The organism is Arthrospiribacter ruber (genome assembly GCF_019343195.1).
Classification (GTDB): Bacteria; Bacteroidota; Bacteroidia; order Cytophagales; family Cyclobacteriaceae; genus Arthrospiribacter; species Arthrospiribacter ruber.
In genome coordinates, this window is sequence record NZ_RPHB01000013.1 from 1 (window position 1) to 24397 (window position 24397).

Consider the following 24397-nt stretch of genomic DNA (forward strand, 5'->3'; position numbering starts at 1 on the left):
ATATCTTCAGATGTATTTTATTCTGCAACCTTAAAATACAAAAAAGAAAACCCCGAAAAAAGCTTAAAACAGCCGATTTCGGGGTTTTTGTGTTATGTTTTTGTTAATTATTTAATTGAATATCAGTCAGTTAAGAATTGAGCAAGAAGCCCTAATTTCTACATGATAAGCGAAATTCTGTAACCATTTATTTGCGACAAACCAAATTAAAGGTGTAGCTAACACAAATGAAACCAGAATCAATATGAAATACTGTTTGGTAAGTTTTAGAAGGATAGAACCTGTGTCTGCCCCAAATATTTTTCTAATGGATATTTCTTTAGCCCTTTGATGTACGTGATATTCTACCAATCCAAATAATCCCATACATGCTACCAGAATTGTTAAGCCAGCAAACAAGCCCAATAATTTGGAGAGTTTCTGCTCAGACATATACATTTTCTCAAAATTTTGGTCAATAAAGCTGTAGGAAAACAACATATTGGGAACTTGCTCTCTGAAGATGCTTTCGATTGAACTGATTTGGTTTTCACTTTTTTCCGGATCTAGTTTTATTGTAAGGGTATAGAAGACATTTGGTTCAATCTGCATGACCAAAGGAGTAATCTTTTCCTTTAAACTTCCCGTGTGGAAATCCCTTACAACTCCAACAATTTCCCCGTGTTTAGTGGAATCACCGTTCCAGCGATCCCAACTTAATCTTCGGCCTAAAGCCTCTTCTGGACTCCCTAGTCCAAAATTGATAACTGCCGTCTCGTTTACAATAAAAGCTTTGGCAGGGTCGGTACCAAAATCTCTTGAAAAATCTCTACCAGCAACAATTTCCATTCCCATTGTCTTGATATAGTCATGGTCCACCATAAACAGTTTGGTACTTAGTTGTTCTCCGGTTTCAGCGTCAACCACCCTGTCTGTTGCAAAAATATCCCCGGGCAAACCGTAACCCCATGTTGCATTTTTCGCTTCGGTTTTATTGAGCACCTCATTTTTGATAGGCTCTAATTGGTTGGATTGAACTCCTCTTCCATACACTACCATTAGAGTTTCTTTGTTAAAACCTAAATGTTTATTGCTCAATAGGTTATTTTGATCAATTACAACCCAAGCACCGATAATCAAGATGAATGATAGAACAAGTTGAAAAACAACAAGAGATTGCCGGAAAAATGAATGTCCACCTTTGGCCTGGGTTGCACCCGAAATAACGGATACTGGCTTAAATGAAGAGAGCATGAATGCGGGGTAACTTCCTGAAATGATCCCCAGAAACATTCCAAAGCCAATAAACAAAAACATGGATTTAATATTAACAGGCAGTGACAAATTCTTGTCTGTAAGATCTGAAAGGAAAGGAAGTGATAAATATGATAATCCTAGTGCAAATACAAAACCTATAAATACGAAGAGGCAAGACTCTAAAAGAAACTGGGTTTTAAGCTGTGAGGTCTGTGCACCTATCACTTTTCTGACACCTACTTCTTGCATTCTTTTGACAGCTCTTGCAGTAGAAAGGTTAACAAAATTGAAACTGGAAATTAACAAGATCATTATTGCAGCTCCAATAAGAATATAAATAGTGTCCTTATTTCCTAATTTGGCATGGTCATATTCAAAATGGGATGATCCAAGATAAATATCATTTAGACTCTGGAAAAATGGCTTGGAGTTGAAAGGTTCCTGGAATTTATCTGTTTCCTGTTTAATATATTCCTGGAACTTGGATTCAATTTGTTGTACTACAGTTCCTTGAGATACTTTAACATAGGTGTACATCTGATGCCAGGTCCATGAATCAATCCTTTCTTCCATCCAAGGCAAACTGCTGAATGAAATTAAAAAATCAAATTGGGCATGAGAATGATCAGGAAAATCATAGAAAACATGGGTTACTTCGCAGTCAGCATTTTCAATTTTTATTGTCTGACCAATGGCATTTAATTTCCCGAAATATTTGTAAGCAAGACTCTGGGATATGGCGACGGTGTTCGCTTTTTTAAGAATGTCATTGGGATTACCTTCCAGAAGAGAAATTGCTAAAATATCAAACAGCTCGCCCTCACCATAGGCACCACGGGTTTCATTGAACAATTTGTCATCTACCTGGACCTGCTTTTCTGTTATGGTACCCATCACTCTGGCTGTTTTCTCAACCTCAGGAAACTCTTCATTGAGTTTTGTAGCAAGAATCGGCTGAACCATAGTGGTATACCTATCAGCTGATCCGGGAGAAGACATCTGCGCATACAACCTGAAAACCTGATCGCCATCAGGATGATATCGGTCATATTTCAATTCATCCATGACAAAAATCGATATCAGAATAAAAGTAGCCAAACTGATACCCATACCTATAATGTTGATAGACGAAAATGACTTGTATTTTATCAGATTTCTGAAGGCAATAAGCAGATAGTTCTTAATCATGGGCTAAGCAGATTTGATCAGGATAGAGGCATTGCCAAATCATATACCAATTAAATCATGCTGTTTATCGGCTTTAAATGCATTTGTTCATAGAATTTAAGTTTCTTAGCGGACGAAATTGTGCGTATTCGGGCAGAAGGAAAGTAAATAATGAATGTTGGATCGGTACCTCAAACTCAATTTGAACAATTGGAGAATCGAGGGAAAGCTATTCTTTAGAATGAAACTTATAAATTCTTAAAGCAGTAAAACTCAAAGTGCATCGGGAATTATTCAATCAATACGATGTAAATTTAGCCCTCTATTTAGATTCATTGATGATGATCAAAGAAATTACAGGTAAAGACGTTTTGCCCATCAGGCAAAAAGCCATGTGGCCGGATAAGCCTTTGTAAAGGTTGAGTGCTTCCAAGGCAGATTGGTTGATGGCAAAATCTTCCGACAATGGCACATAAACCTCTTTTTCCACAATGACCCGCTCCACCTTGGGCTTGGTCAGCTGTTTGGCCAACCAAATCCCCAGAACCGTAAAAAAGACCGCAATCACGCCCACATAAATATCTATGGCATTGTCCACGATGAGGTATTTCCATTGCAACCATTTCAGGACAAAAACCAGTACTGACATAATTAGAGCATAGCGGATAATATGGGTGAAGCGGGTCGTGATAAGACTAGAGTTTGCAGGCTATCCTGAATCCTAAAATAAAAAAAACAGCTGAATTCCAAGAATTTATTTTGAACAAGTTAAATTCAATCCTATCCTTATTTTTTATCAAAATCGCCCAATATGCCTTTTAATTCTTCCAAAGGGAGTTTGAAATAGGTCCTGTTTTCTGAACGTATCGCGTACCAACAAGAAGCCAATGAAATGACAAATACACTGATGATAGGAAAGGAAACATAGGAAAAACTTCCTGGGACAAAGATGTGAAAGGAAAGTACTGCCCCAATTGCACAATGAATTGGGATCAAAAAGTAGTCATATAGTTTTTTGAACCGAAAGTACCTGCTCAAAATCCCATACCTGATTTCCACTTGGCTTTTGATGGTACTTACACCTATACTACCCCTTTGGACTTGGGCCAACTTCTTGAATTCAATCATTAATTTTGCTGTAAACGGGAAAGTGAGTGCGATGCCAAATAAACTTAAGGTCAATACTAACTGATCTGAGGATACGATGCCATATTTGATAAGTACATGCCCCATTAAGGCATAAATCAGGATGTGGAACAAGAAAGTCCCCCAGAAGTACCTTCCTATAATGTGGTTTTGCTTTTTCATTTGTTTTTTGATTAATGTGGAAAATTCATTTTCCTGGAAAGGCGTGAATTCAGCATGTTTTCCTGAACCTTGCCATTGATTTCTCATAATTTCCAAATGGTCCATAATTTCACCGGTTTAATTTTTGTTTTATTTTTAGCTCCAGCTCTCTCCTGATCCTTACCAACCTTACACTGACATTAGACTTGGAAAGTCCAGTAACCTCACTGATCTCACTGTATTCAAAGCCGTCCAGATAAAGCAAAACAATTGCTTTGTTGAGGGAAGATAATTGACCAATCGCTAGTTCAAGCAGCCTTAATTCTTCCTCTTTATTGTTTTCAGGTTCTGAAGGGAGGTGGTAGTGGTTTTCCTGAAGGGGCTCATTCTTATTCCTTTTGTTGGATTTCAGATAGGTGAGTGCTGTGTTGAGACATACTTTGTACATCCAGGTGGAGAACTTTGATCTTCCGTCAAAGGAGGGGTATGACTTCCATAGTTGATACATCATCTCTTGAATGGCATCTTGTCTGTTTTCAGCATCATCAAAATAAAACTGGCTTACCTTATAGGCAATTCCCAGATTTTGGTTGATCAAATTGATAAATGCTTTGTCAGTAGATGGCTCCATCATGCATAGTTGAGTATTGATTTCTACCTATTAGTAGATGCTGGAAGTAAAAAACTACATAATATCTTGGGTTATTTTACACATACAGTCCAAATTCCAGAAATACAACCTGTTGAAGACTGGTATATTGTCAAAAATCAGGATTTAAAAATGCCTGTTTCTATAAATTTGTTGGCTATTTTTTTGGTAACCCCGGTATTGAAAGCCTATTCTTTGCTGGCTTAACCCCCAAACTGCCTCAGGTGATGGTCTGTATGTTTATAGACCAAAATCCCAATCTGTTCTCGGGTCATTTTCCCAAAAAAATCATGGATAAATGCAGGATTATAAAATTGCTGGTATTCTTCTAACAATGAAACCCACATAGCTTTTTCTGACCTGATGTCGCCTTCATATGTTTTCACCTTGAATTGAGAAGATGTTGGGATGTTTTTGTCCATGGGCTTTTCATCCTTGATCATGCTCCTTAAAGCCATTTTGCCGAATATTTTCCCCAAAAACTCCTGCTTGTAGGTATGCCCATCTTTTCCCAAAATCCATCCATTCCAATAGGTGTTGTGCCTGAGCATTTGATAAAGGTTCATTTTTCCCCATTGGACGGTATTGGTTTCATCCAGTGCCTTTATTCTGGCAATCAATTCCTCTCTATTGTCTCTTTCAAATATGGTTTTCACTGTGGTTAGGTTTCTTATGTACATTCATTTCCATCCATTTTCATGAGCTTCGAAAATGAGATGGTTTATTTCTAGGTAATCTTGATTTCCTGGAAAAAAATATCTATAAATATCTAAATTCCAATAAGTATCGGTTTGGCGAAATATTGAATCCAGGAATTCGATTCTTACATTCATTAAGTCCATCAATCATCTTTCCACCACATAATTCAATTCAGTAACTCCACAGTCAAACTGATGGGTAGACAACTGTTTGAGTTTGATTCTTTCTTTGATATCCTTAAACAATGAAATCCCTTTTCCAAGGACAATGGGATTTACAAACAGCCAAAAGCCATCAATCAGGTTTTGTTCCAAAAGCACGTGGGTTGCCGTTGGGCTACCAAAAAGCAGGATATCATCACTTCCTCCAGTTTGGGATTGTTTGATATCATGTACTTGATCTGAGAGGTTTTCACTGATGATTTTTGTGTTGGGCAGCGACATACCTTTCATGGTTTTTGAAAGGACAATTTTTCCAGCTTTCGCATACCACTTGGAATGGTCGATGTCATGTTGAGTGGCATTGGGTTTTGCCCCAGCAGTTGGCCAATAGCTCTCCATTAATTCATAAGTCACCCTTCCATACATGGCAGTATCGGTTTGGCTTATCCGCTTTCCTACAAAATCAAAAATCTCCCCATCAACCTTTGCCCAGTTGAGTTCTCCCTTGGGTCCAGCTACAAATCCATCAAGGGATATGTGCATAAATGAAATGATTTTCTTCATGGATCAATTGTCTACATTGTTATCCTTCACGTTTTGATAATAGAGTACCACAGCCCCAAAACCCAACATCTCGGTCTTTTCAAGTTTTAGATTAATCTTCTGGCTGATGTTTTTGAACAATGGCAATCCGTTTCCCACAATTACCGGGTGAACACAAAGTTGGTATTCATCTATCAATTGCAGATTGGTCAATTCCACTATCAAACTTGGGCTGCATACATAAATGTCTTTTCCGGTGTTTTGCTTTAGATCCAATACTTCTTCTTTTAGACTTTTGACCGCTAGTTTTGCAGAATCCCACCCCAATTCTTTCAAGGTGGTTGAAAAGACGATTTTAGGAGCTTTGTCTATTGCTGCAGCAAATGCATCAGTGGCCTTGTCCCCTGTGGGTTGCTTGGCAATGGGGATCCAATATTCCATCAGCTGGTAGGTGATCCTACCATAGAGGAGTGCCCCTGCTTGGTTTATCAGATCTGCATACAGTTGATGCATTTCCTCATTTCCATCTATGGAAGTATGGTCACAGAATCCATCAAGGGTCATATTGAATGCAGCAATTACTTTGGGCATATTTTGGGGATTTTCATGGTCAAAACCTTCCAGGTTTCAGGCTATTTCGATTTTATTATGCCACTTTGGTAAAAACCTGGAAGGTTTACAGTCACTTCATCAAGCTTGCTCCAAAGAAAGCATCCAACGCACACCGAATTTATCGATGACCATGGCGAACAAGGAACCCCAAAATTGAGGTTCCAGCTTTTGGACCACATTGCCTCCTTCTGAAAGTTTTTGGTAGAGGTGGTTTATTTCATCTTCTGTATCACAGGAAAGACTGAGCTGTACCGAATTGCCCTGCTTCAGATCTCCTTGGCCGCACATATCAGAGGCCATGAATTTAAAATCACCATTGCTTAGTGTGGAATGCAGGATTTGGTCATAGAGATCTTCCGGAAAATGCTCCTTGGCGGGAGATTCACCGATTGGCATGATTTCAAGGTTACCGCCAAATAATTTATGGTAAAACTGCATGGCTTCCTTGCAGTTGTCCTGGAAGTGTAGGTAGGGTTGTACTGGGTTTTTCATGGTATAATAATGATATTAATTGAAATTAGATATTCATGGATATTGTAAGGAAACTAATTCTGTTTCAAAACTTCAAAGTCAATTGGGAAGCGTTGTAAAAACTCTGGGAATGAACCTAATTGACCCACCAATTAATTCTGTATTGGTCTTTTCGAATTAAGAAGTTTCTTCATTTGATGTCAAAAGGAAAATATTTCCGGCAGGATCGGTGATCCAGTGCATGTTTTCCGGGATTTGCTCCAATTCATCACAGGTTCTTATTCCTTTTCTTTGGAGGTATGCCGCGGCTTTGGGGACATCCCCAACATTTAATTCCAGCCAGGTTTCAGGCCGGGAATAATTATCCACACAATCCAGCCATAGGACCTTGCTGCCGAATTTTACCTTGTGTGTCCTTGAAACGGTAAGGTGCGAAATAGCCTTTTCCTCCACTTCCATACACAAAACATCACGGTAAAAAGCCACAGTAGCCTCATACTTTGCTTTAGGGATCTTGATGGCAATGTTGGGGCCTCCCGAAAACCTGATATTTTCCATGTTGCTAGTTACTGGTTTCCACTTGCGTTCCAATGGACCACATATTTCCTCCATAATCCTTAAAGGTGGCCCGCCTGTCCGGATCGTCTTCCCTTTCTTTGGGCGGTTCTACTGATTCGCAACCTGCTGCTAAAGCCTTTTCCCATGTTTGATCCACATCAGGCACATAGACATGCATCACAATAGGCACTGCAGGAAATCTTTCAGAAGCATTGCCAAGCATAATGACTGAGTCATCAATCTGCAGCTCGGCGTGCATGATACTGCCATCCGGATTTTGGTATTCACGAAGTGCTTTGGCATCGAAAACCTTTTTCATCAATGCCACAAATCTGTCAGCGTCCTCTATGATAAAATAGGGGGAGACAGAATTATAACCAGTCGGTTTGTAGGTTGAAACATCCATTTTATTGATTTTTAGATTAGGGATATTAATGGTTACTGATGGACATTTATAGATACTATTCTTAATCAAATGTTTAAATCATTTTTATACCCAAACAGTATTTACATGGTGATTATTTTTTTGTGCTTCCTTCCTTAAAACTTAACCCTTTTTCCGCAAGGGCTTTCCTCAATATTGGCATACTTGCTTTACCCATGCCGTGAAGCTTCAGGATTTCCTTTTCGGAATACTTAGCTAATTTTTCCAATGTATCAATCCCCAGATACTCTATCAGCGCACTTCTTGCCGGGGATGAAAGCAAAGAAAGGAATCCATCTTTAGGTTTATTTTCCTTTTCACATCTGGGACAGGTAGGACAATCAGTACTCTTGTAGTATCTGTGGCCTTTTTCACAGGTCCGAAGTGTCTTTTGTCTTTCCATCAAAACCGGTGTCAATGTGTTTCCACGTATTTTTTGAAATTGTTCAAAATAGCCTGCCAGCCTTCCTGCTGCATTTCCTTAGAATGGCTTTGGTCTGGATCAAAACTGATTTTCACTAAAGTAAATTCTCCTTCTGGCTTGAATTTGATTTCCGCTCTGCGACCATCACCCATGGTATAAGCTACCCGTTCCGGTTCCCTGATTTCATCAAAAACCGCTTCAAAATCAAACCCAAAACTTCCGTCTTTGGCTTCCATCCGGGCCACATACTTTCCTCCTTCAATAAAGTCGCTTTCTACCTTAGGGCAGCACCAGTCATCACTGGCAAAGTTCCAGTTGACTATATGATTTGCCTGGTTATAATACTGCCAAACTTTTTCGGTTTTAGCATTTACATATGATGAAATGATTATTTTTTCAGCTTTCATATCAGGAAGGAATTTGATTAGGATCACTGTACATGATTTCCCATTGGTGACCATCTGGGTCAGCAATGCAATCGTAATACATCCAGCCATGGTCTTCGGCATCCCTATAGCGGGTGGCACCGTTTTCCAATGCTATTTTTACTATTTCATCGACCTTTTGCCGACTTTCTACCTCTATGGCTAGCAATACCTGGGTGGTGTTTTGGTCAGCGATTGGTCTATTGGTGAAGGTGGAGAAAAACTCTCTCTTGAGCAACATGGCGCAAATACTTCCTTCATTTAGCATCAGGCATAGTGCTTTGTCATCAGAAAAACTTTCGTTAAATGAAAATCCGAGTTGGGTCCAAAAGTTTCTGGACCTGTCCAGATCTTCCACGGGAAGGTTTACATAAATCGATTGTATCATGGTGCTTTGGGTTTTGTTGATTGCTTATTTACTTCTACTCTAAATCTGACCATGTTGGTGATCAGACCATAGGGAATTTCCTGGTCAAGGGGAAATTGTACGGATCCTTTACCCCGTTTATAAATAGAAAGGGCTTCTTTAAAGGATTTATGGCCAGTCGGTGTGGCATAAAAACCTATATGATGCTTGTAACCCGCAAAATATACCAAGGGCTTCCCATGGGTTTTATAGGCCGGCATACCATAAGCTATGGATTCAATGGCATCAGGTGCTTGCTGCAAAATGATTCCCCTGATCTCTTTCATGATGGATTGGACCTTCTCAAGAAAGTTTTCAATATAGGCATCCACTTCGTTCATAATTAATAAGGAATAAGTCATTAGTTGTAAGGGGTAAGTCAAAATTGGCTTTTAGAAGTTATTAAAACCGCTTTCTTGATCATCAACTTTTTAGGTTAAGGGATTTAATCAGCCCTCTTAGTATTTTTGCTACCTCTTCCGATTTTTTTACCAAATTATGGGTTTGGTCATCCGTGGTGTATCCTAACCTTTGGGCAAGATAAACCATGGACTTCACCTCGCTACACGAAGCAATGGCTATGTACAAGAATCGGCAAAAATCCGAATCTGAACTTCGATCAAAACCTTCCGCAATGTTATTGGATACAGAAACTGCTGCACGGCAAATCTGATCCCGAAACCCAAAATCCTTCGAATGCTGGAAAATTCTATAAATGTCCACAGCCAAATCTTGCGCCTTCTGCCAACCAATTATGTCCTCAAATCTTTGAATTCCCATACTGCTCAACTTTTATTTACACCTCATTACACAATCTCCCCCTTGAAAATAGCATCATTTATTACCTCACCTCTTCACTTCCTCCTTATCACTTTTTACTTAAACCTAATCCCTTTCCCCTTCACCTCAACCTCACTAACTCCCCCTTCCTTTTGACAATATTCTTGTAATCCCATTGGATGGCTTTGGACTTTTCCAGCCATCGAGTCAAATCCTCTTGGTCGATTTCAGATACATGTTGGTAGAAGATAGAAGCATCCTTGAATTTCTTCCCCAAGACTTTCAGCCCCTTCTCTCCAAAATCTGCCCCACTCCAAAACATCAGCCGGACGCCTGGTTTTTGGATGCTGAAACCCACGGTAGGGTTTCCTTCCAGAAACCAAACCGGGTGCCGGTGCCAGATTTTGCTTTCTGCTTCAGGCAGGTTTTCATCAATGATTTGGGCTAGTCTAAGCAAGATTTCTTTGAAATCAATTGTTTGGGATTTGATATATTCTCGGATTTCTTGGTTCATTTCTTGAAATATGTTATTCAATACCGTTAATTTGACCCTTTATCAATTGTAACTTAATGGTTGCTTACCTAGTGCCTTTCTCAATATCCCGATCTGTCCTATATGATAAGCCTGATGATGGCTGATAAATGTCCAGAACTGGCCAACAGAATCAGAGACAGTATCAAATGGCTCCGGTGGTTTACTGTTTATCTGCTCCATGGTGAGTTTCTCCAGTCCTTCCCGTATAGGCTTATAAAGTCCGTTCCATTCTGCTATTATTTCATCGATATTGGGATAAGGAAAATTGTCCTTTGCTGCTGAATTTCCCATTACAGCAAAAAGTTCATTCCATTTGAATTCAGGTTTTAATCCGGCAATTTTTGCCAAGCCATATTGGGCATTGAGAAGGTGGCCTGCCAAGTATTTGACGTGATTGGCCTGAGGAAAGCCCTTCAGCCGAAGGTTGGTTTCCTCATCCGAAAGGCCATACAGAACATTGTTAAAGAGTCTTTGGTGGAGGTCAAATTGGATCAAAAGCGGGTTGAATGTTTCCATGCAATGGGGACAGTTTTAATTTGGTTTATGAAGGTGTTTTATCCTCAGTAATGCTTTTGAGTATGTTAAGCGCATCATTCCAGGTGCTGTCAAACATCTCTTTGCGTTCTTCGTCAGTATCCAATTCTACCAGTACTTTTGTGGAACCATCTTTCTCTAACAAGGTGTAATTTTCAAGATTTCCGGCCCATGATTGGACGGCCTCACTGGTAGTATCTTCTTTGCCGTTTTCTACAAAACCCAAGTGCTCAATGGAAATGAATTCATGCAATCTGTTTTCCTTGATCCTACTGACCATTCCGGATTTATTCCCTTTTCCATCAGGTGCTAAAAACAGGATTTTACTTCCTTGACTCCAATCCCCTTCAAAATATGATCCTGGCATAAAAACAGCTGTCCATTTTTTATAAGTATCAGCTCCAAGCATAGTATCCCAAACTTTTTCTTTTGGGGCATTTATGACGATTGAAAATGTTAACTTTTCCATAGATTGATGAATTGATTTGGCCAAGTAAATCCTTGGATCTTTTTTAATATGAGTTTATAATAACACAAATTTACTGAAGAATAAAAAAGTTAGATATTGCAAAAACGACAATATAAAGGGTTGATTACGACAAATTAACTGCTTAATATTGGTATGAATAATCTGGCATGTTGCCAGCGACCCGCAATGGGATAACTATCAATCATGCGAACTCTCTGCTGACAGTCAAGCATCTTATCTCTTTAAAATAATTATATACACATGAAACATGTATCCATTTTACTCTTAGAACAGGTCAACCTGGCCGGCCTTGACAATGCGAGGCAGGGATTACTTGAGGCAAATCAATTCCTTATACAGAAGGGGAAAACTCCGATGTTTGATGTTCAAGTGGTAGGAGTTCAAAAGAAAGTCATGATCAACAAAGGCCTATTTGCCATCAATGCCCATAAACAGATCTCTGAAGTACCCAAAACCGACCTTATTATTATACCACCTGTGCAAGCACCTTTGGAAGATGCCATCTTTAAAAACTCGGGTTTTATTCCCTGGATATGCGCCCAGCGTCAGAATGGTGCCGAAATCGTAAGTTTATGTATGGGAGCATTTATCCTGGCCAGAACAGGATTATTAGATGACAAGGATTGTGTGACCCACTGGAAAGCCGGAGATACTTTTAAATCCTTATTCCCAAAAGTCAACCTGGTTTCCGAAAAAATTCTGACTGATCATGATGGATTATATACAGGTGGTGGGGCTTTTTCTTCAGTTAACCTGATTTTGTACCTTATAGAAAAATTGATAAGCCGGGAGTGTACGGTATATTGTTCCAAGATTTTTCAGGTGGATCTTGGGCGGCAAAGCCAATCTCCCTTTACCATTTTCAAGGGACAGCGGAGCCATGCCGATGAATTGGTGGTTCAGGCACAACAATATATAGAATCCAACTACTCAGAAAAGTTTTCGATAGAAGAAATCTGTGACATTTTCAGTGTTAATAGACGAACATTTGAAAGGAGGTTTAAAAAGGCCACCGCTAACAGTCCCATTGAATACATCCAAAGGGTCAGGGTAGAGGCAGCAAAAAAGCTATTGGAAGAAGGCTTTAAAACAGTCAGTGAAATTGTTTTTGATGTAGGGTATACCGATATGAAAGCATTCAGGGATGTGTTTAAAAAAGTGACCGGAACTACACCCAATGAATATAAATCAAAGTTCTGCATACCTATGAGTGCCTGAGGTGAAATGGTTAAGGAAAATATTTTTGTAGCATTTTAATAGACCCTAGAATGTACGATAATGGTGAAGGTGTTACATGCATAAAACCGTGTTTTTCAGTGTAGTTCAAATTACCGGAATGGGTTGCTTTTGTTCATCAATTGCCACAAGCGTAAACCCACCTTTGATTGCTGATCTTCGAACCTCCGAATACATTTCCTCTACAAATATTTCAACCTCTACTTCAAGGCTGGTCCTACCTACCTTGACCACTTTTCCTACCAATTCGATGATGGTGTCTGCCGGGATAGGCTGGTTGAAATCTATCTTCTTGGAGCTTACCGTTACCATCTTCTTTCTGCTAAAGCGCGTGGCAGTCATAAAGGCCACTTCGTCCATCAGATACATGGCCATGCCGCCGAATAAGGTGTCATAGTGATTGGTGGTATTGGGAAATACCACTTTGAAAAGACGTGTTTCTGATTCTTGTATTTTTTGTTCTAATATTTTCATACTTCTCTTTCTAATGCCAGAAAATGGGTTAATTCCTGGACTTGGTTGAAGATGGGATGGATTTGGACCAAGCATTCATAAGCTTGGCCTGATTTGCGGTAATTGGTGAGTTGGATTTCGAATGTTTCACTGCTTTTTAAATTTAATTTCAATTGGTCAATCTTTTTTGGATCAGTCCCTGCCCCTTGGAGAAGAGATGGCTTCCTGCCCAACAATTCATTGGACGTATAGCCGGTCATAGACTCAAAACCGTGACTGGTCCACAATATCCTTCGGTCAAGACCGGTGAGAACAAGTGCTTCAAAAGGAAAGCCCCTTAACACTTCATCAAGGTCAATTTGCCAATTGTACTGATCCCCGATTTTTTTCAAATAACTGACATCCAATTGCCTTAACCTTGTTCCTGCAAGATCCATTGCAATCACATCCATACTATGGAGGACATATGGGGCAGCTTGAAAGTTTTTAATTTCGATAAACTTCTTTATTGCGGCCAGGGAAGGGTTCTTGATTCCAACTACATCCAAACAATGAATATCATGTAGCTTTTTGTTTTTTGGTTCCATAAAGATTCTTTATTAAAATAAGGGTAAGCACCACCTGAATCTGAGATTCAAGTGGTGCTGATTAGTTTATGCAGGATCCAAGACCTTCGAACGAAGTACTTTGGCCGCTTCTACCATATTGATCAAAGCGGCCTTGGTTTCTTCCCATTGCCTGGTTTTCAATCCGCAATCAGGATTGATCCAGATGTTGTCCTCAGGAAGATAGGTCATCGCCTTTTGGATCAGTTCTATGATTTCTTCTTTCTTCGGTACCCTTGGAGAGTGGATGTCATATACCCCTGGTCCGATCTCGTTGGGATACCTGAAATCCTTGAATGCCCCAAGTAATTCCATCTCTGACCGGGAAGTCTCTATCGTGATGACATCTGCATCCATATCGGCAATGTGGGAAATGATGTCATTGAACTCAGAATAGCACATGTGGGTATGAACCTGGGTATGGTCTTCCACCCCACTTGAAGAAAGCCTAAATGCCTCAATGGCCCAGGTCAGGTAATTGTCCCAGTCTTTCCTCCGTAGCGGAAGACCTTCTCTAATGGCCGGTTCATCAATCTGAATGATCTGAATGCCTGCTTTTTCCAAAGCCAATACTTCCTCACGTATGGCCAGGGCAATCTGAAATGCTGTCGTCGATTTCGGCTGATCATCTCTGACAAAAGACCATTGTAAGATCGTGACAGGTCCTGTCAACATCCCTTTCACCTGACGCTTGGCAATTTTTTGGGCAAAGACAGACCATTTGACAGTCATGTCGACCGGTCGGCTTACATCTCCAAAAATGATCGGAGGCTTGACACAGCGGCTACCATAAGACTGCACCCATCCGTGTTGGGTAAATGCAAAACCATCCAGGAGTTCTCCGAAGTACTCTACCATGTCGTTGCGCTCAAACTCCCCATGAACCAGTACATCCAATCCGATTTCCTCCTGCCAATGGATCACTTCTGTGGTGGCTTTTTCGATTTCCTGATCATATTGCTCTTGACTTAGCTCTCCCTTTTTCAATTTGGAGCGTAGTAAGCGAACTTCTTTGGTCTGGGGAAAGGAACCAATAGTAGTGGTTGGGAACAGGGGCAACTGTAGCTTTTCTTTTTGGATTTTTTGTCTGCTGTTGAATTCAGCCTTTCTTTTGAAATCCGATGCTTTCAAATTGTCCAGGGCATTTTTCACCTCTTTGTTATGCACCTTTTTCGATAAGGTCCTCTTGGCAATAGACTGCTTATTCTGTTTCAGATACTCCAAGGAATGCTCCGAATCCGGAAGCATGGCAATTTCTTTGAGACCCTTCAGTTCATTCAGTTTTTGCTTTCCGAATGAAAGCCAGTCCTTGAGCTCAGGATCAAGCTGAATTTCCAGATCAAGATCATACGGTGAATGTAGAAGAGAACAGGAGGGAGCCAGCCAGACTTTTTCCTCGCCAAGCTTCTCCATAGCTTTTCTGATGTATGTCAGTGAATTTTGATAGTTGTTTTTCCAGATATTTCTGCCATCTACCAGGCCCAATGAAAGGGCCTGATGGGCCAAAGCAGGATGCGCCAATATATCATCCAATTGGGAGGGACACCTCACAAGATCCAAATGAAGTGCTTCTACAGGTAGGCTTAGTGCAATGTCAAGGTTATCGCCATAGCAGTCAAAATAATTGGCCAGAATGATTTTTAGTTCTGGAAATGCTGCACGTAGGTGCTGATACACTTCTTGGTATTTAACTTTGACTTCAGCTGTAAGGTCCAATGCCAGACAAGGTTCATCGATCTGTATCCAAGTAGCGCCAAGATCCTGCAACTTTTTCAGAATTGCAGTATAGGTGGGCAGTAAATTGTCCAATAAGTCGATTCTGGAAAAGCCTTCTTCTTTTTCTTTCCCTAATAAAAGGTAAGAAATAGGACCCAATAGCACAGGTTTGGCTTGTATGCCCAGCTTCTGGGCTTCTTCAAATTCCCTAAATGGCTTGTCTCCTGAAAGTGAAAATGTCTGGCCTTTTGTAAATTCAGGTACCAGGTAATGATAATTGGTGTCAAACCACTTGGTCATTTCCAAAGGCTTAAGATCAAAGCCCTCCTTTTGATAGCCTCTTGCCATGGCAAAATAGAGTTCAGTGGAAGACTTTTGGGCTGCAAGCTTTTTGAATCGCTCAGGGACTGCTCCCACCAGGACAGATAAGTCCAGTACCTGATCGTACAGTGAGAAGTCATTGACAGGAATCCAGTCGATCCCTGCATGCTTCTGCGTTTCCCAATTGGAAATTTTGATTTGCTGTGAAACATCCTCCAAATCCTGTTCGGAGATTTTTCCTGCCCAAAAAAGCTCCTCGGCCTTTTTGAGCTCACGCTGACTACCTATCCTCGGGTAGCCAAGATTGTGTGTTTGCATTACGTAAAAGGTTAAATTTTAAAACATATTGTTTTAAAACTCCGCAATACACCCGTGAAAAAGTCAAATAGGATCAGACAGGACAACATACACTGCTCCCATGAAAGCTTTGGGTCAGCTAATGAAGTAATGCACCAATCCTGACTTGTACCCCAATCCACGAGGGTATTTGTCAATACAAAATAGGCAAGTCTCCTGACTTGTGACATTTTCTGCCGGCCTTCTCATCCTTTTGCGATATTCAGCATCTGGACAATGGCACACTTGGGCAAAAAACTTTTCGGGTCACTTACAGTTGCGGGACAGCTCATGATTTGCACATGATTCCTTATTAATCAGTATCTCTACCGAACCTGCTTTGCGTTGATGAAATTTTAAAAACAAAGAACTACCTGCAAAAGAGTGGAAAAATATATCAAATTCAAATAGTATTGACTAAAACGTTTAGTTAGGCTTTCTTTGAAAGCTTGCCTTGAATTGTTCAATAATAGCATAACTTGGTGAATTTATTTGCCCTGAAATGCTTTTGGCTATTTATTGTTTACCAGTGATTGATGCTTGACCCCTGAATTTTGAGGGTCATTTTCTATATCTCACATAGAGGAAATTCAATAGATTAAATCTATTTAGAATTAGTCTAAATAAATTTGATTTCTTGTTTTTGATCCCCATTTTTGTACCATACATAATGACCTGAACAATTTAAAGATTTCAAGTCCTGGATCCGGAAATATAGGTTTTATGAATAGGGTTTATTTGTAACTGCACCAGATCCGGATTCCAGGCACTAACTTAAACTGAGAGATGGGCGAAAGTTGTACAAGTGTTCTATTGGCAGAAATGCCTGGCAGCAATGTTGTCAAATGTCTTCAATCGGGCATGGTAAGATGGTACTTCAATAATTTGATGGTGACTTTTATGGAAATGGATTTCCATACTTTCAGTAAGTCATTCCAAAACATAAATTTTGATGTCAAAAGCTGGCAGACGGAGGAAGGGAATAGATTTGTGGTAATCAATACCTGCCATCAAAGCATTCAGTTTGTAATCAAAGAATGTGAACACCACCGCCTCTCAGAACTTTTTGAAAGGGCCAGAGCTGAACTGGAAATTCTTCAGATTTTGAACGGTTAATTTTTTAATGGTCTGGGGAGGGTTAATGACATATGGCCCTTCCCTTATTTTTTTAAAAACTTATGGATTTTAGGCTTCAAATATTAGTAGATACAGACTCATTCCTAAACCCATATTGTGAGACTTATGGATGTGTTCCGTTACAGAATAGGATTTATGTTTTTGGTTTTACAATCCCCGCTTTGAACGAATGGGGAAATCGATTTCACAATCTAGATTAAGTCAAGCGCTGTAAATGGGAAGGGTAGTTCAGCTAATTAACCATTTATTCTTTCATCCACCACTATGAATTTTTTTTTCAGGGATCAGTTTGAAAAAGTCCAAAACATAATAGGCCAGACCCTTTTGCTATTGGAAGTAAATAAAATGATGATTATTTAATATATGAAAACACTTTGTTATTTATGCAATAATATTGCAAACAATTTAATTTAGCCATACCTTAGAAAATGGATAAAATTTCTATAGGAATCCTTACTTCTTCGGACAGAGCAGCAAACAAGGTCTATGAAGACGTTTCAGGTAAGGAAATAATAAACTTTCTGAACGAGGTCTTAAACAATTCTTTTGAACCTGTTTACCATGTGGTACCAGATGAAAAGGAAAAAATCGTGGCCACTTTGAAGTCGATGGCAGAACAAAACTGTGGATTGATCGTCACTACCGGAGGAACGGGCCCTGCACCAAGGGATGTTACTCCTGAAGCTACAGCAGAGCTCTGTGAAAAAATGTTGCCCGGATTTGGTGAATTGATGAGGCAGGTGAGCTTGCAATATGTTCCCACAGCTATTTTATCCCGGCAGACAGCAGGGATTTACAAGCAAAGTCTCATTGTCAACTTGCCCGGTAAACCATCCGCTATCCGTCAATGTCTGGAAGCGGTATTTCCAGCAATCCCTTATTGTCTTGATTTGATCGGAGGTCCTTATTTGGAATGCGATGAATCAAAGATCAAGGTTTTTAGGCCGAAAAGTTAGATGCATGTATTTAGCAAGCTTCGATGATGAGAACCAAACCTTAACAGCTTTGCTGTCTTCAAACAGTGCCAATAGGCTGGACATGTCTTACCAATTTGATTTAGGGGGAAGGCTTTTACTATAAGGTTTTCTTAAGCAGGACAGCTTAAATCTGGAATTAGGAAAAATTCCTGTCGATAGTCTTCTATTGGTAAAAAAGAAGTTTCAATGGATAAGCGCTGTTCCGTTTAATAGATGAAATCTAAAACTGTTTTAAAAAGGTAAACTTAGCAATGGATTCCTGCCTGTTAAATCTGGTATCTGTTAATAAATCATCCCGGGTATTGCTGTTAAAAACAAAATAGATGAAGGAAAGGGGACGGTATTCCCATGCAAACCGAACATTCCAAATATTGCTTGCAACATTGTTAAACTGATAATTGGTGATCAATTGAAGCCGGGGATTGGCGGCCAGTCTACTTCCGATTACTAATAATTGGGCATTTAAATCTTTTTGTTCATTTCCAAGGCCTCTGATTTGATTGAAAATATAGGTTGAGTTAAACTCCCAATATGGGAATGGAGAAATGCGTAGATTTAAATTGTAGACATTCAAGGATCCATCAAAATAATCTCCATGTTCAAATCTAAACTGCCCGGATATTTTCCTGCTGATATCAGAATTAAAAGCATATTCAAACCTTGAAAAGGAATAATAACCAGGAGCTATGGCTATGCCCAAAGGAACGAAAGGATCAAAAAGCTCATGAATTTCAGGCTTATATTTGAATTCTACATTCCCACCATTTTCAAATCTCAGGTTTAACGGAGTAAAATTCATCAGTGACTGTAAGAATTGTCGATCAGAAGCTGTCCAATAACCATTGACGCCGGCACTTGGCGCAAAGCTTCGGATAAAATCCGGCAAAAAGGCAGGTCTTAAATCCAGGGAAAATGCAGGGCTGAGTAAAATGTAATTGTCAAGTGCTAAAAACCCTGTTCTTGGATTGTAGTTTTCGGATACATACTGGCCAATGAAACCTATATAGCCCCAGTTTTTTAACTGTGAAAGGTAAGTATGGACGGCTAACCCTTTACCAGTCTCCGAATCCATCGTCGTGCTGGCCATTACCTCAATATTTGTCGTCTGGCTAGGTCTGATAAAAGTATTGAAGGTGGCTGTAGTGTTTCCCCTTCGCTGGTAGGTGACTGTTGCGTTATTCAATGGGTCGTCCTCTCTATGGGAAATCATCAATCCTGCCCTACTTTGATCAGAAAAATTCTGTACATATCTCCCTACAATAAAGTGAGATAAGGGACTGGTGGCCGTAGCCCGCTGCCGCATAGCCAATAGTCCATAAGTCTGTTTCTTAGTCTGAGATGTCAATCTTAGCCCACCATCAAGCGGTATAGGATTCCCATCATCATCCAAACCTATTCTCCTACTAAAAAAGGGCTGGATAAATGAACTGATGCTGGGTTTGAAGATATTTGCATTTTCAAGGAAAAACTGTCTTCTTTCAGGGAATAGTACATTGAAACGTGTTAAGTTTTGCACTTGTTGGTCCACATCAGCTTGGGCAAAGTCCGTGTTAATGGTTCCATCTAAAACCATATTTGGATTTGGGGCCCATTTGAATTCTCCACCTAATTGTAATTGGTAGTCAGAAGACTCTAAATTAGAATCCTTATTTTGTGTGGCTATCCAATAAGGGTTAATCTGAACGTTTGTAGAAGGAGGAGGCAACACAATATCAACCAACTTTGCCGCATAAGCCATTCTAAAATGTGAAAAGGCTCTGGGAACTTTTGGGTAAGTATTGATTTCATTTTTCCTTCTGATGTTCCTTGTAAAGGAAATCAAAAGTTCATCAGTCTCCTTCTTGTACCTAAGCGTCTTCCAGGGAATCGCAATTTCTGCTGTCCATTTATCCTCATGGATTTTCGTTCTGACAAACCATAGCCCATCCCAATCTTGATTGGCTCGCCATTCTTCCCCATCAATTACTTGAAGGTCTCTTTGTGCGCCGTAAGGTGTCACTTCAAATCCATTGGAGTTTTGTCCATCCAAAAAACCATCTATGGCTACACCAAATTTATCATTCTGATAGGGGTCAAAATCCCTTTGCATGTTCAGAACCCTAAGGTTACTTTTATTACTGAGATCATCAAAACATGTCGCTCCAATGTATAAAAATTGATCATCATAAAGGATTTTAACTTCAGTGTCAAAACTTGCCGGTTCGGATTGGTTAGGTTCCCTTTGGGTGAATCCCTTGATAATTGACGCATTAATCCAATCTTCTTCATCCAAATCCCCATCAATTCGAATTGGGTTTGAAGCCTTAATACCTGAAACTGTCATTTTTACTACAGGGGGTGTAAATGTAGCTTGCCCTTGGGCACTTATGACAATTGAGAAGAAATTTATAATAAGAAGTATTCGTTTTGTCATGACGGTTTCTAATTCTAATCATGGATGTTTCCAAAATCGCTATCAATAGAAAGAATTTAATCCATCAAAAAATGATATAGGTATCCATATCATGAATGTCAATTGGACAAATGGTTATGGATTCCCTATGACAAGGAAGAGATATTCATCTCAGTTTTACACTTTTGATAAATCTTTGAAAATATGGAAAAAACTTTCTATTGAATATGTAAGAGAGCTTAATGAAACAATCCCTATCGGAGGACCTCTAAGACTTAAGGGATAACAAAAGCTTTGAATAATAAAATTTTGGTTTTTCTCCCAATTGGTATTTGAAAGAAAATTAGTTTCAGGAAGACTGTAATTGAAGGGTGAATTTTCTAAGAAGCCGGATTCAAATAAAATTTGCAAATAATAAAATTCAGATTCATCATGTTGATGACCATCAGGTTGCTTGTTATCAAAAGGGTGCGCATGAATAATGTGTCTCCCATCCTCAAGGATATGTTGGTGAGTGAATAGGCTTTTATTAACTACTAAGCCGGAAAAAGACCCAATAATAATCCAGATTAAACAGGCTTTTATATGATCAATCTTTTTCCTCACATCTTTTAAGATTAGCATTAATTATGGGATGAATATAACTTGATTTGTTTATAAATGCAACTTTGTTGCAATTATAAACATCATGAAATCACTGTTAGAAGAATCCTGTGTTCTTAAGCTCCAATTCCCAAAAAGAGGTGGACTATTGCCAGTAGCGGTGCAGGAACTTATTACCGGACAGATACTTATGTTGGCTTCAGTAAATCATGAGGCTTTTGAATATACCCTTAGACATAAAATTGCTGTCTTCTATAGTACCTCTAGGGATAAGCTTTGGGTAAAGGGGCAGACATCAGGAAACCAACTGAAAGTAGATAAAATTTTAATTGACTGTGATCAGGATGCTTTGGTGTATCAGGTTACATTGGTTAAAGGTGGAGTTTGCCATACCTTCAACAAGCAAGGAGAGAACCGGAAGGCTTGCTTTCACAGGACTGTCAATATGGAAAACAAGGCCCTGGAATTTTTGCCCCCCTGAATGTCAGGAATGACAGTCTTTGCAATAACCTTCTTAAGCAATAGTTTCAGGATTTATGTTTTTCCAGTTAAAGTATTTAGGTATTCCACGGGTAAATCCTGAAGGGCTTCAATTTTCTGGCAGCATTTACACTTTCTTTTGTGTTTTAGCTTAGTTTGGGTTTTCAAACCAATATTATTTATGCATCAGGAATTATTCGATACTTTGGAGCAAATGATCCCTATGACAGCAAAAGACAAGGATCTTTGCCTTCAGTATTTTAAGCCTTTTACTCATTCCACAGGTATTCTGCTGAAGAACTTCTAAAACTTAATACAGGAATTTGGTTTGTTGCCGCATTTATAGGCCAGTTTATTTTAGCAGCTTATATCATAAAGTTTTATGGAGGTCCTTCATTTTGAGGCTACTTGGAAGCCTGGAATTCCTTTATGCCTCACGGATTTCAAGAAGGCAGATTGTGGAGCAATGCCATCGTTTTCTTGCATATTTTTATGGCAGGGGTCATTACAATCGGAGGGCCTTTGCAGCTCATTCCCGCATTGCGGAAGCATTTTCCAGCCTTTCATAGGATAAATTCAATAAGATATCTAGGTATAGCGCTTCTGACCTGTATCCTCTGAAATTCCAGCTCTTTTATTTTCATTCCTGCAAGAAGCAATTGATCCGCTCAAAGGGAAAGGGATCCGGATTTGATCAAATGATGCTGTCCAGCCCTTTGTTGACCTGTATTTCTTTTTCATCCATAAGGGTAGGTATTTCAAAAATATCTATTGTTAATACTATTGACCTTTTTGTGTTGATATTTTAAACATATTTTTTAATTTGGAAGATCAGAGCTGCTCAATGATCTTAGTCCACAACCATTCCTCAGGAAATATCAGACCCTCAGAGCAGGACAAAAGACTGACCAGGAAACTTTCTGAGGACGGGAAGCACCTGGATATCATGGTGCTGGACCAAATCAATTTTACTGAAGTGCTTACTGCAGCTTTGCTGATGAAGGCATGATGTAAAGCAAAAGGGAGGGGGACCTCCTTTTTTTTTGGACGGATAGCTGGTTTTTAAGAAATGAACTAGTTTCCCACTTAAAATTTATTTCCACTCCCTTGGCCAATTCATTGCTTGTCAAGCAATTTCGGAATGGCTTTTTGATGAATAGGTTTCAAAGATTAGTTGTTATCTGACTCAAAACTGTCTTTCCCAGAAAGCAGGTGGTTCAATGTTCAGTGCCCGCAAATAAACATAACCCTGACCTCTGTGATGGATTTCGTTGTCAATGAAATACAATAATGTACAGAACCCCTTGTCTTTGTACTGACCAAATGCCAGTAATTCTTCCTGAAACCTATTGTCGCTGATCTGTGGCCAATAATGATTGATTTCATCTGTGGATTTGTCCCAGAGTTCCAGTAACCCTTTTTTGCTGTTGCCTGAGCGGTCATTTTCGTCCAATTCTTCCCAAATGTCTGTTGCCAGACCCTTGGTTCCAGGAGCTGCAATGGCCAATAATTCAGATACCATCTGTGCAAAGGTTCTCATGCCTCCAATTGAAAAATCAAAAAGTTCTTTCTCTGGAAACGTTTCAATTACCTTTCTTGTAAGTAAGCGATGACCTTGCCAATGGTTCAAAAATTGATCCTTGGTAATAAGAGTGAGCATTGATTCTTGTGTTTTCATAGTGTTTTTTAATTTGTTTATACAAAAAAACATATGACTTGTGACAACAGTATGTCAGTAGTATTTTTAAACTTTTAAAAATAATATCATGAACAGAGTTGACAGGTTAACCGCTATTCTTACCCAACTTCAATCCAAAAGGGTTGTCAAAGCCAAAGAAATTGCTGAAAGGTTTGATATCAGCCTTAGAACGGTGTACAGGGATATCAGAGCCTTGGAAGAAGGGGGAATACCTGTCATTGGAGAAGCAGGTATGGGGTATTCCTTGGTGGAAGGCTATCGGCTACCGCCTGTGATGTTCACACAGGATGAAGGAATGGCACTGGTATTGGCTGAAAAACTTGTGTCCCAGCTTTCTGACAAGGGGAGTAGCCAACATTTGAATTCAGCAATGATCAAAATTAAGTCGGTATTAAAAAATAATCAGAAAGATGAGCTGGAGAGTCTGGAACACCAAATCGGTGTTCTTTTCCACCATAACCCTCTGGGCAATGATCAAAACAAAGATTACTTGAATCTCCTGCTGCATGCCCTGTCAGATAAATTTATTGTCACTATCATTTATACCACCTTTGAAGAAGAAAGAACTTCTACACGTACTGTAGAACCACTGGGAGTATATTTTTCATATGGACAATGGTACCTGATAGCCTGGTGCAGGTTAAGGAAGGATTATAGGAATTTCCGCCTTGACAGGATCAGCAGCTTACAACTGGGTACTGAGACTTACAGTCAAAAATCGCATCCAAGTTTGGCCGAATACCTCGAAAAAGTAAGAAATACGGAAAATCTTACTGAGTTTAGGATTGCGGTTCCTTTTGAGCAGGAAAAATACCTCAGGGTACAAAAGTACAATATGGGCTTGGTCATGGAAAGTAGGCATAAGGATCATGTTGAGATGAAATTTATGACTTCCTCCAGTGAGGGATTTGTGAGGTGGTTGCTTCAGATGGGTGACTCCGTAAAGCTTCTGGCACCGGAATCGGCCAAAGAAATGATGAGAGAAATTGTAAATGGGATCAGAAGAAAATTAGATTGAAAATTTGGATTTTGACCAAAATC

31 protein-coding genes and 1 riboswitch are annotated in these 24397 nt (G+C 39.5%); of the genes, 7 read left to right on the forward strand and 24 right to left on the reverse strand.

The genetic code is table 11. The features are described 5' to 3' along the window. Positions 1-126: 126 nt before the first annotated feature. The 18 genes from EGN73_RS20900 to EGN73_RS20985 form a co-directional block, all read right to left on the reverse strand. Positions 127-2424: an ABC transporter permease gene (locus tag EGN73_RS20900; RefSeq protein ID WP_219293953.1), complete on the reverse strand. Its 2298-nt coding sequence runs from the start codon at positions 2422-2424 to the stop codon at positions 127-129. 301 nt (positions 2425-2725) lie between these two features. After that, entirely contained in the window at positions 2726-3052 is a 327-nt protein-coding gene (locus tag EGN73_RS20905) for a hypothetical protein (RefSeq protein WP_219293955.1), read from the reverse strand. A gap of 137 nt (positions 3053-3189) precedes the next feature. After that, positions 3190-3816 carry a hypothetical protein gene (locus EGN73_RS20910; RefSeq protein ID WP_219293957.1) on the reverse strand — a complete coding sequence of 209 codons (627 nt, stop codon included), beginning with the start codon at positions 3814-3816 and terminating at the stop codon, positions 3190-3192. Between the two features lie 4 nt (positions 3817-3820). Beyond that, complete coding sequence (locus EGN73_RS20915) at positions 3821-4324, reverse strand: RNA polymerase sigma factor (RefSeq protein WP_246611692.1); 504 nt, start codon at positions 4322-4324, stop codon at positions 3821-3823. Between the two features lie 218 nt (positions 4325-4542). Then, complete coding sequence (locus EGN73_RS20920) at positions 4543-4995, reverse strand: DUF1569 domain-containing protein (RefSeq protein WP_219293960.1); 453 nt, start codon at positions 4993-4995, stop codon at positions 4543-4545. Positions 4996-5184: 189 nt separating this feature from the next. Then, on the reverse strand, positions 5185-5763 hold the full coding sequence (locus EGN73_RS20925) for a dihydrofolate reductase family protein (protein WP_219293962.1): 579 nt from the start codon (positions 5761-5763) through the stop codon (positions 5185-5187). 3 nt (positions 5764-5766) lie between these two features. Beyond that, positions 5767-6333 carry a dihydrofolate reductase family protein gene (locus EGN73_RS20930; RefSeq protein WP_219293964.1) on the reverse strand — a complete coding sequence of 189 codons (567 nt, stop codon included), beginning with the start codon at positions 6331-6333 and terminating at the stop codon, positions 5767-5769. Between the two features lie 99 nt (positions 6334-6432). After that, a complete protein-coding gene (locus EGN73_RS20935) occupies positions 6433-6846 on the reverse strand; it encodes a VOC family protein (protein WP_009036204.1) in 414 nt (137 codons plus the stop codon). Positions 6847-7002: 156 nt separating this feature from the next. Further along, positions 7003-7383, reverse strand: a complete 381-nt coding sequence (locus EGN73_RS20940) for a VOC family protein (protein WP_219293965.1) — start codon at positions 7381-7383, stop codon at positions 7003-7005. Between the two features lie 4 nt (positions 7384-7387). After that, positions 7388-7789, reverse strand: a complete 402-nt coding sequence (locus EGN73_RS20945) for a VOC family protein (protein ID WP_219293967.1) — start codon at positions 7787-7789, stop codon at positions 7388-7390. Positions 7790-7901: 112 nt separating this feature from the next. Beyond that, a complete protein-coding gene (locus EGN73_RS20950) occupies positions 7902-8210 on the reverse strand; it encodes an RNA polymerase alpha subunit C-terminal domain-containing protein (protein ID WP_219293969.1) in 309 nt (102 codons plus the stop codon). An 11-nt stretch (positions 8211-8221) separates the two neighbouring features. Then, on the reverse strand, positions 8222-8638 hold the full coding sequence (locus EGN73_RS20955) for an SRPBCC domain-containing protein (protein WP_219293971.1): 417 nt from the start codon (positions 8636-8638) through the stop codon (positions 8222-8224). Between the two features lies 1 nt (position 8639). Further along, positions 8640-9044 (reverse strand): VOC family protein, encoded by a 405-nt coding sequence (locus EGN73_RS20960; RefSeq protein ID WP_219293973.1) that lies wholly within the window; start codon positions 9042-9044, stop codon positions 8640-8642. Further along, positions 9041-9424 (reverse strand): iron chaperone, encoded by a 384-nt coding sequence (locus EGN73_RS20965; protein ID WP_246611693.1) that lies wholly within the window; start codon positions 9422-9424, stop codon positions 9041-9043. The genes EGN73_RS20960 and EGN73_RS20965 overlap by 4 nt, the downstream gene beginning before the upstream one ends. 61 nt (positions 9425-9485) lie before the next feature. Further along, a complete protein-coding gene (locus tag EGN73_RS20970; protein ID WP_219293975.1) occupies positions 9486-9842 on the reverse strand; it encodes a four helix bundle protein in 357 nt (118 codons plus the stop codon). A 121-nt stretch (positions 9843-9963) separates the two neighbouring features. Continuing rightward, the gene (locus EGN73_RS20975; RefSeq protein WP_246611694.1) at positions 9964-10377 is read right to left on the reverse strand and encodes a DUF1801 domain-containing protein; all 414 of its coding nucleotides are present in this window, start codon (positions 10375-10377) and stop codon (positions 9964-9966) included. A gap of 21 nt (positions 10378-10398) precedes the next feature. Next, positions 10399-10893: a DinB family protein gene (locus tag EGN73_RS20980; RefSeq protein ID WP_219293977.1), complete on the reverse strand. Its 495-nt coding sequence runs from the start codon at positions 10891-10893 to the stop codon at positions 10399-10401. A gap of 25 nt (positions 10894-10918) precedes the next feature. Next, positions 10919-11380, reverse strand: coding sequence for an SRPBCC family protein (locus EGN73_RS20985; protein ID WP_219293979.1), 462 nt, complete (start codon positions 11378-11380; stop codon positions 10919-10921). A gap of 261 nt (positions 11381-11641) precedes the next feature. On the opposite strand from EGN73_RS20985, the gene EGN73_RS20990 reads away from it, so the two are divergent. Beyond that, positions 11642-12619, forward strand: a complete 978-nt coding sequence (locus tag EGN73_RS20990) for a GlxA family transcriptional regulator (protein ID WP_219293981.1) — start codon at positions 11642-11644, stop codon at positions 12617-12619. A gap of 105 nt (positions 12620-12724) precedes the next feature. Here EGN73_RS20990 and EGN73_RS20995 read toward each other — a convergent pair whose 3' ends face one another. The 3 genes from EGN73_RS20995 to metE form a co-directional block, all read right to left on the reverse strand. After that, complete coding sequence (locus EGN73_RS20995) at positions 12725-13111, reverse strand: acyl-CoA thioesterase (RefSeq protein ID WP_219293983.1); 387 nt, start codon at positions 13109-13111, stop codon at positions 12725-12727. After that, complete coding sequence (locus tag EGN73_RS21000) at positions 13108-13677, reverse strand: PAS domain-containing protein (RefSeq protein ID WP_219293985.1); 570 nt, start codon at positions 13675-13677, stop codon at positions 13108-13110. Before EGN73_RS21000 ends, EGN73_RS20995 begins: the two co-directional genes overlap by 4 nt. A 66-nt stretch (positions 13678-13743) precedes the next feature. After that, positions 13744-16050 (reverse strand): 5-methyltetrahydropteroyltriglutamate--homocysteine S-methyltransferase, encoded by a 2307-nt coding sequence (gene metE, locus EGN73_RS21005; RefSeq protein ID WP_219293986.1) that lies wholly within the window; start codon positions 16048-16050, stop codon positions 13744-13746. A gap of 168 nt (positions 16051-16218) precedes the next feature. Continuing rightward, positions 16219-16422: riboswitch (cobalamin riboswitch) on the reverse strand. A gap of 432 nt (positions 16423-16854) precedes the next feature. On the opposite strand from metE, the gene EGN73_RS21010 reads away from it, so the two are divergent. After that, positions 16855-17184, forward strand: a complete 330-nt coding sequence (locus tag EGN73_RS21010; RefSeq protein ID WP_219293988.1) for a DUF6686 family protein — start codon at positions 16855-16857, stop codon at positions 17182-17184. Positions 17185-17633: 449 nt separating this feature from the next. Next, a complete protein-coding gene (gene mog / locus EGN73_RS21015) occupies positions 17634-18161 on the forward strand; it encodes a molybdopterin adenylyltransferase (RefSeq protein WP_219293990.1) in 528 nt (175 codons plus the stop codon). Between the two features lie 241 nt (positions 18162-18402). On the opposite strand, the gene EGN73_RS21020 is transcribed toward mog, so the two are convergent. Then, the gene (locus EGN73_RS21020; protein WP_219293992.1) at positions 18403-20595 is read right to left on the reverse strand and encodes a carbohydrate binding family 9 domain-containing protein; all 2193 of its coding nucleotides are present in this window, start codon (positions 20593-20595) and stop codon (positions 18403-18405) included. 156 nt (positions 20596-20751) lie between these two features. Continuing rightward, entirely contained in the window at positions 20752-21180 is a 429-nt protein-coding gene (locus EGN73_RS21025) for a hypothetical protein (RefSeq protein WP_219293994.1), read from the reverse strand. 82 nt (positions 21181-21262) lie between these two features. Here EGN73_RS21025 and EGN73_RS21030 point away from each other — a divergent pair, with 82 nt between their 5' ends. From EGN73_RS21030 to EGN73_RS21035, 3 genes are all read left to right on the forward strand, one after another. Beyond that, positions 21263-21658, forward strand: a complete 396-nt coding sequence (locus EGN73_RS21030; protein ID WP_219293996.1) for a phosphoribosyl-AMP cyclohydrolase — start codon at positions 21263-21265, stop codon at positions 21656-21658. 180 nt (positions 21659-21838) lie between these two features. Continuing rightward, entirely contained in the window at positions 21839-21964 is a 126-nt protein-coding gene (locus EGN73_RS22720) for a hypothetical protein (protein WP_281422319.1), read from the forward strand. A gap of 537 nt (positions 21965-22501) precedes the next feature. Beyond that, complete coding sequence (locus EGN73_RS21035) at positions 22502-22666, forward strand: JAB domain-containing protein (protein ID WP_246611695.1); 165 nt, start codon at positions 22502-22504, stop codon at positions 22664-22666. 177 nt (positions 22667-22843) lie between these two features. On the opposite strand, the gene EGN73_RS21040 is transcribed toward EGN73_RS21035, so the two are convergent. Then, the gene (locus EGN73_RS21040; RefSeq protein ID WP_219293998.1) at positions 22844-23335 is read right to left on the reverse strand and encodes a DinB family protein; all 492 of its coding nucleotides are present in this window, start codon (positions 23333-23335) and stop codon (positions 22844-22846) included. An 88-nt stretch (positions 23336-23423) separates the two neighbouring features. Between EGN73_RS21040 and EGN73_RS21045 the strand changes: the two genes are divergently transcribed. Further along, positions 23424-24374 (forward strand): helix-turn-helix transcriptional regulator, encoded by a 951-nt coding sequence (locus EGN73_RS21045; RefSeq protein ID WP_219294000.1) that lies wholly within the window; start codon positions 23424-23426, stop codon positions 24372-24374. The last annotated feature ends 23 nt before the right edge of the window (positions 24375-24397 follow it).

What these genes read in the sequence shown, in the direction of transcription:
- EGN73_RS20900 (WP_219293953.1), bottom strand. Translation starts at nt 2,424, where the DNA reads ATGATTAAGAACTATCTGCTTATTGCCTTCAGAAATCTGATAAAATAC.
- EGN73_RS20905 (WP_219293955.1), bottom strand. Translation starts at nt 3,052, where the DNA reads ATGTCAGTACTGGTTTTTGTCCTGAAATGGTTGCAATGGAAATACCTC.
- EGN73_RS20910 (WP_219293957.1), bottom strand. Translation starts at nt 3,816, where the DNA reads ATGGACCATTTGGAAATTATGAGAAATCAATGGCAAGGTTCAGGAAAA.
- EGN73_RS20915 (WP_246611692.1), bottom strand. Translation starts at nt 4,324, where the DNA reads ATGATGGAGCCATCTACTGACAAAGCATTTATCAATTTGATCAACCAA.
- EGN73_RS20925 (WP_219293962.1), bottom strand. Translation starts at nt 5,763, where the DNA reads ATGAAGAAAATCATTTCATTTATGCACATATCCCTTGATGGATTTGTA.
- EGN73_RS20930 (WP_219293964.1), bottom strand. Translation starts at nt 6,333, where the DNA reads ATGCCCAAAGTAATTGCTGCATTCAATATGACCCTTGATGGATTCTGT.
- EGN73_RS20935 (WP_009036204.1), bottom strand. Translation starts at nt 6,846, where the DNA reads ATGAAAAACCCAGTACAACCCTACCTACACTTCCAGGACAACTGCAAG.
- EGN73_RS20940 (WP_219293965.1), bottom strand. Translation starts at nt 7,383, where the DNA reads ATGGAAAATATCAGGTTTTCGGGAGGCCCCAACATTGCCATCAAGATC.
- EGN73_RS20945 (WP_219293967.1), bottom strand. Translation starts at nt 7,789, where the DNA reads ATGGATGTTTCAACCTACAAACCGACTGGTTATAATTCTGTCTCCCCC.
- EGN73_RS20950 (WP_219293969.1), bottom strand. Translation starts at nt 8,210, where the DNA reads ATGGAAAGACAAAAGACACTTCGGACCTGTGAAAAAGGCCACAGATAC.
- EGN73_RS20955 (WP_219293971.1), bottom strand. Translation starts at nt 8,638, where the DNA reads ATGAAAGCTGAAAAAATAATCATTTCATCATATGTAAATGCTAAAACC.
- EGN73_RS20960 (WP_219293973.1), bottom strand. Translation starts at nt 9,044, where the DNA reads ATGATACAATCGATTTATGTAAACCTTCCCGTGGAAGATCTGGACAGG.
- EGN73_RS20965 (WP_246611693.1), bottom strand. Translation starts at nt 9,424, where the DNA reads ATGACTTATTCCTTATTAATTATGAACGAAGTGGATGCCTATATTGAA.
- EGN73_RS20970 (WP_219293975.1), bottom strand. Translation starts at nt 9,842, where the DNA reads ATGGGAATTCAAAGATTTGAGGACATAATTGGTTGGCAGAAGGCGCAA.
- EGN73_RS20980 (WP_219293977.1), bottom strand. Translation starts at nt 10,893, where the DNA reads ATGGAAACATTCAACCCGCTTTTGATCCAATTTGACCTCCACCAAAGA.
- EGN73_RS20985 (WP_219293979.1), bottom strand. Translation starts at nt 11,380, where the DNA reads ATGGAAAAGTTAACATTTTCAATCGTCATAAATGCCCCAAAAGAAAAA.
- EGN73_RS20990 (WP_219293981.1), top strand. Translation starts at nt 11,642, where the DNA reads ATGAAACATGTATCCATTTTACTCTTAGAACAGGTCAACCTGGCCGGC.
- EGN73_RS20995 (WP_219293983.1), bottom strand. Translation starts at nt 13,111, where the DNA reads ATGAAAATATTAGAACAAAAAATACAAGAATCAGAAACACGTCTTTTC.
- EGN73_RS21000 (WP_219293985.1), bottom strand. Translation starts at nt 13,677, where the DNA reads ATGGAACCAAAAAACAAAAAGCTACATGATATTCATTGTTTGGATGTA.
- metE (WP_219293986.1), bottom strand. Translation starts at nt 16,050, where the DNA reads ATGCAAACACACAATCTTGGCTACCCGAGGATAGGTAGTCAGCGTGAG.
- EGN73_RS21010 (WP_219293988.1), top strand. Translation starts at nt 16,855, where the DNA reads ATGGGCGAAAGTTGTACAAGTGTTCTATTGGCAGAAATGCCTGGCAGC.
- mog (WP_219293990.1), top strand. Translation starts at nt 17,634, where the DNA reads ATGGATAAAATTTCTATAGGAATCCTTACTTCTTCGGACAGAGCAGCA.
- EGN73_RS21020 (WP_219293992.1), bottom strand. Translation starts at nt 20,595, where the DNA reads ATGACAAAACGAATACTTCTTATTATAAATTTCTTCTCAATTGTCATA.
- EGN73_RS21030 (WP_219293996.1), top strand. Translation starts at nt 21,263, where the DNA reads ATGAAATCACTGTTAGAAGAATCCTGTGTTCTTAAGCTCCAATTCCCA.
- EGN73_RS22720 (WP_281422319.1), top strand. Translation starts at nt 21,839, where the DNA reads ATGCATCAGGAATTATTCGATACTTTGGAGCAAATGATCCCTATGACA.
- EGN73_RS21035 (WP_246611695.1), top strand. Translation starts at nt 22,502, where the DNA reads ATGATCTTAGTCCACAACCATTCCTCAGGAAATATCAGACCCTCAGAG.
- EGN73_RS21040 (WP_219293998.1), bottom strand. Translation starts at nt 23,335, where the DNA reads ATGAAAACACAAGAATCAATGCTCACTCTTATTACCAAGGATCAATTT.
- EGN73_RS21045 (WP_219294000.1), top strand. Translation starts at nt 23,424, where the DNA reads ATGAACAGAGTTGACAGGTTAACCGCTATTCTTACCCAACTTCAATCC.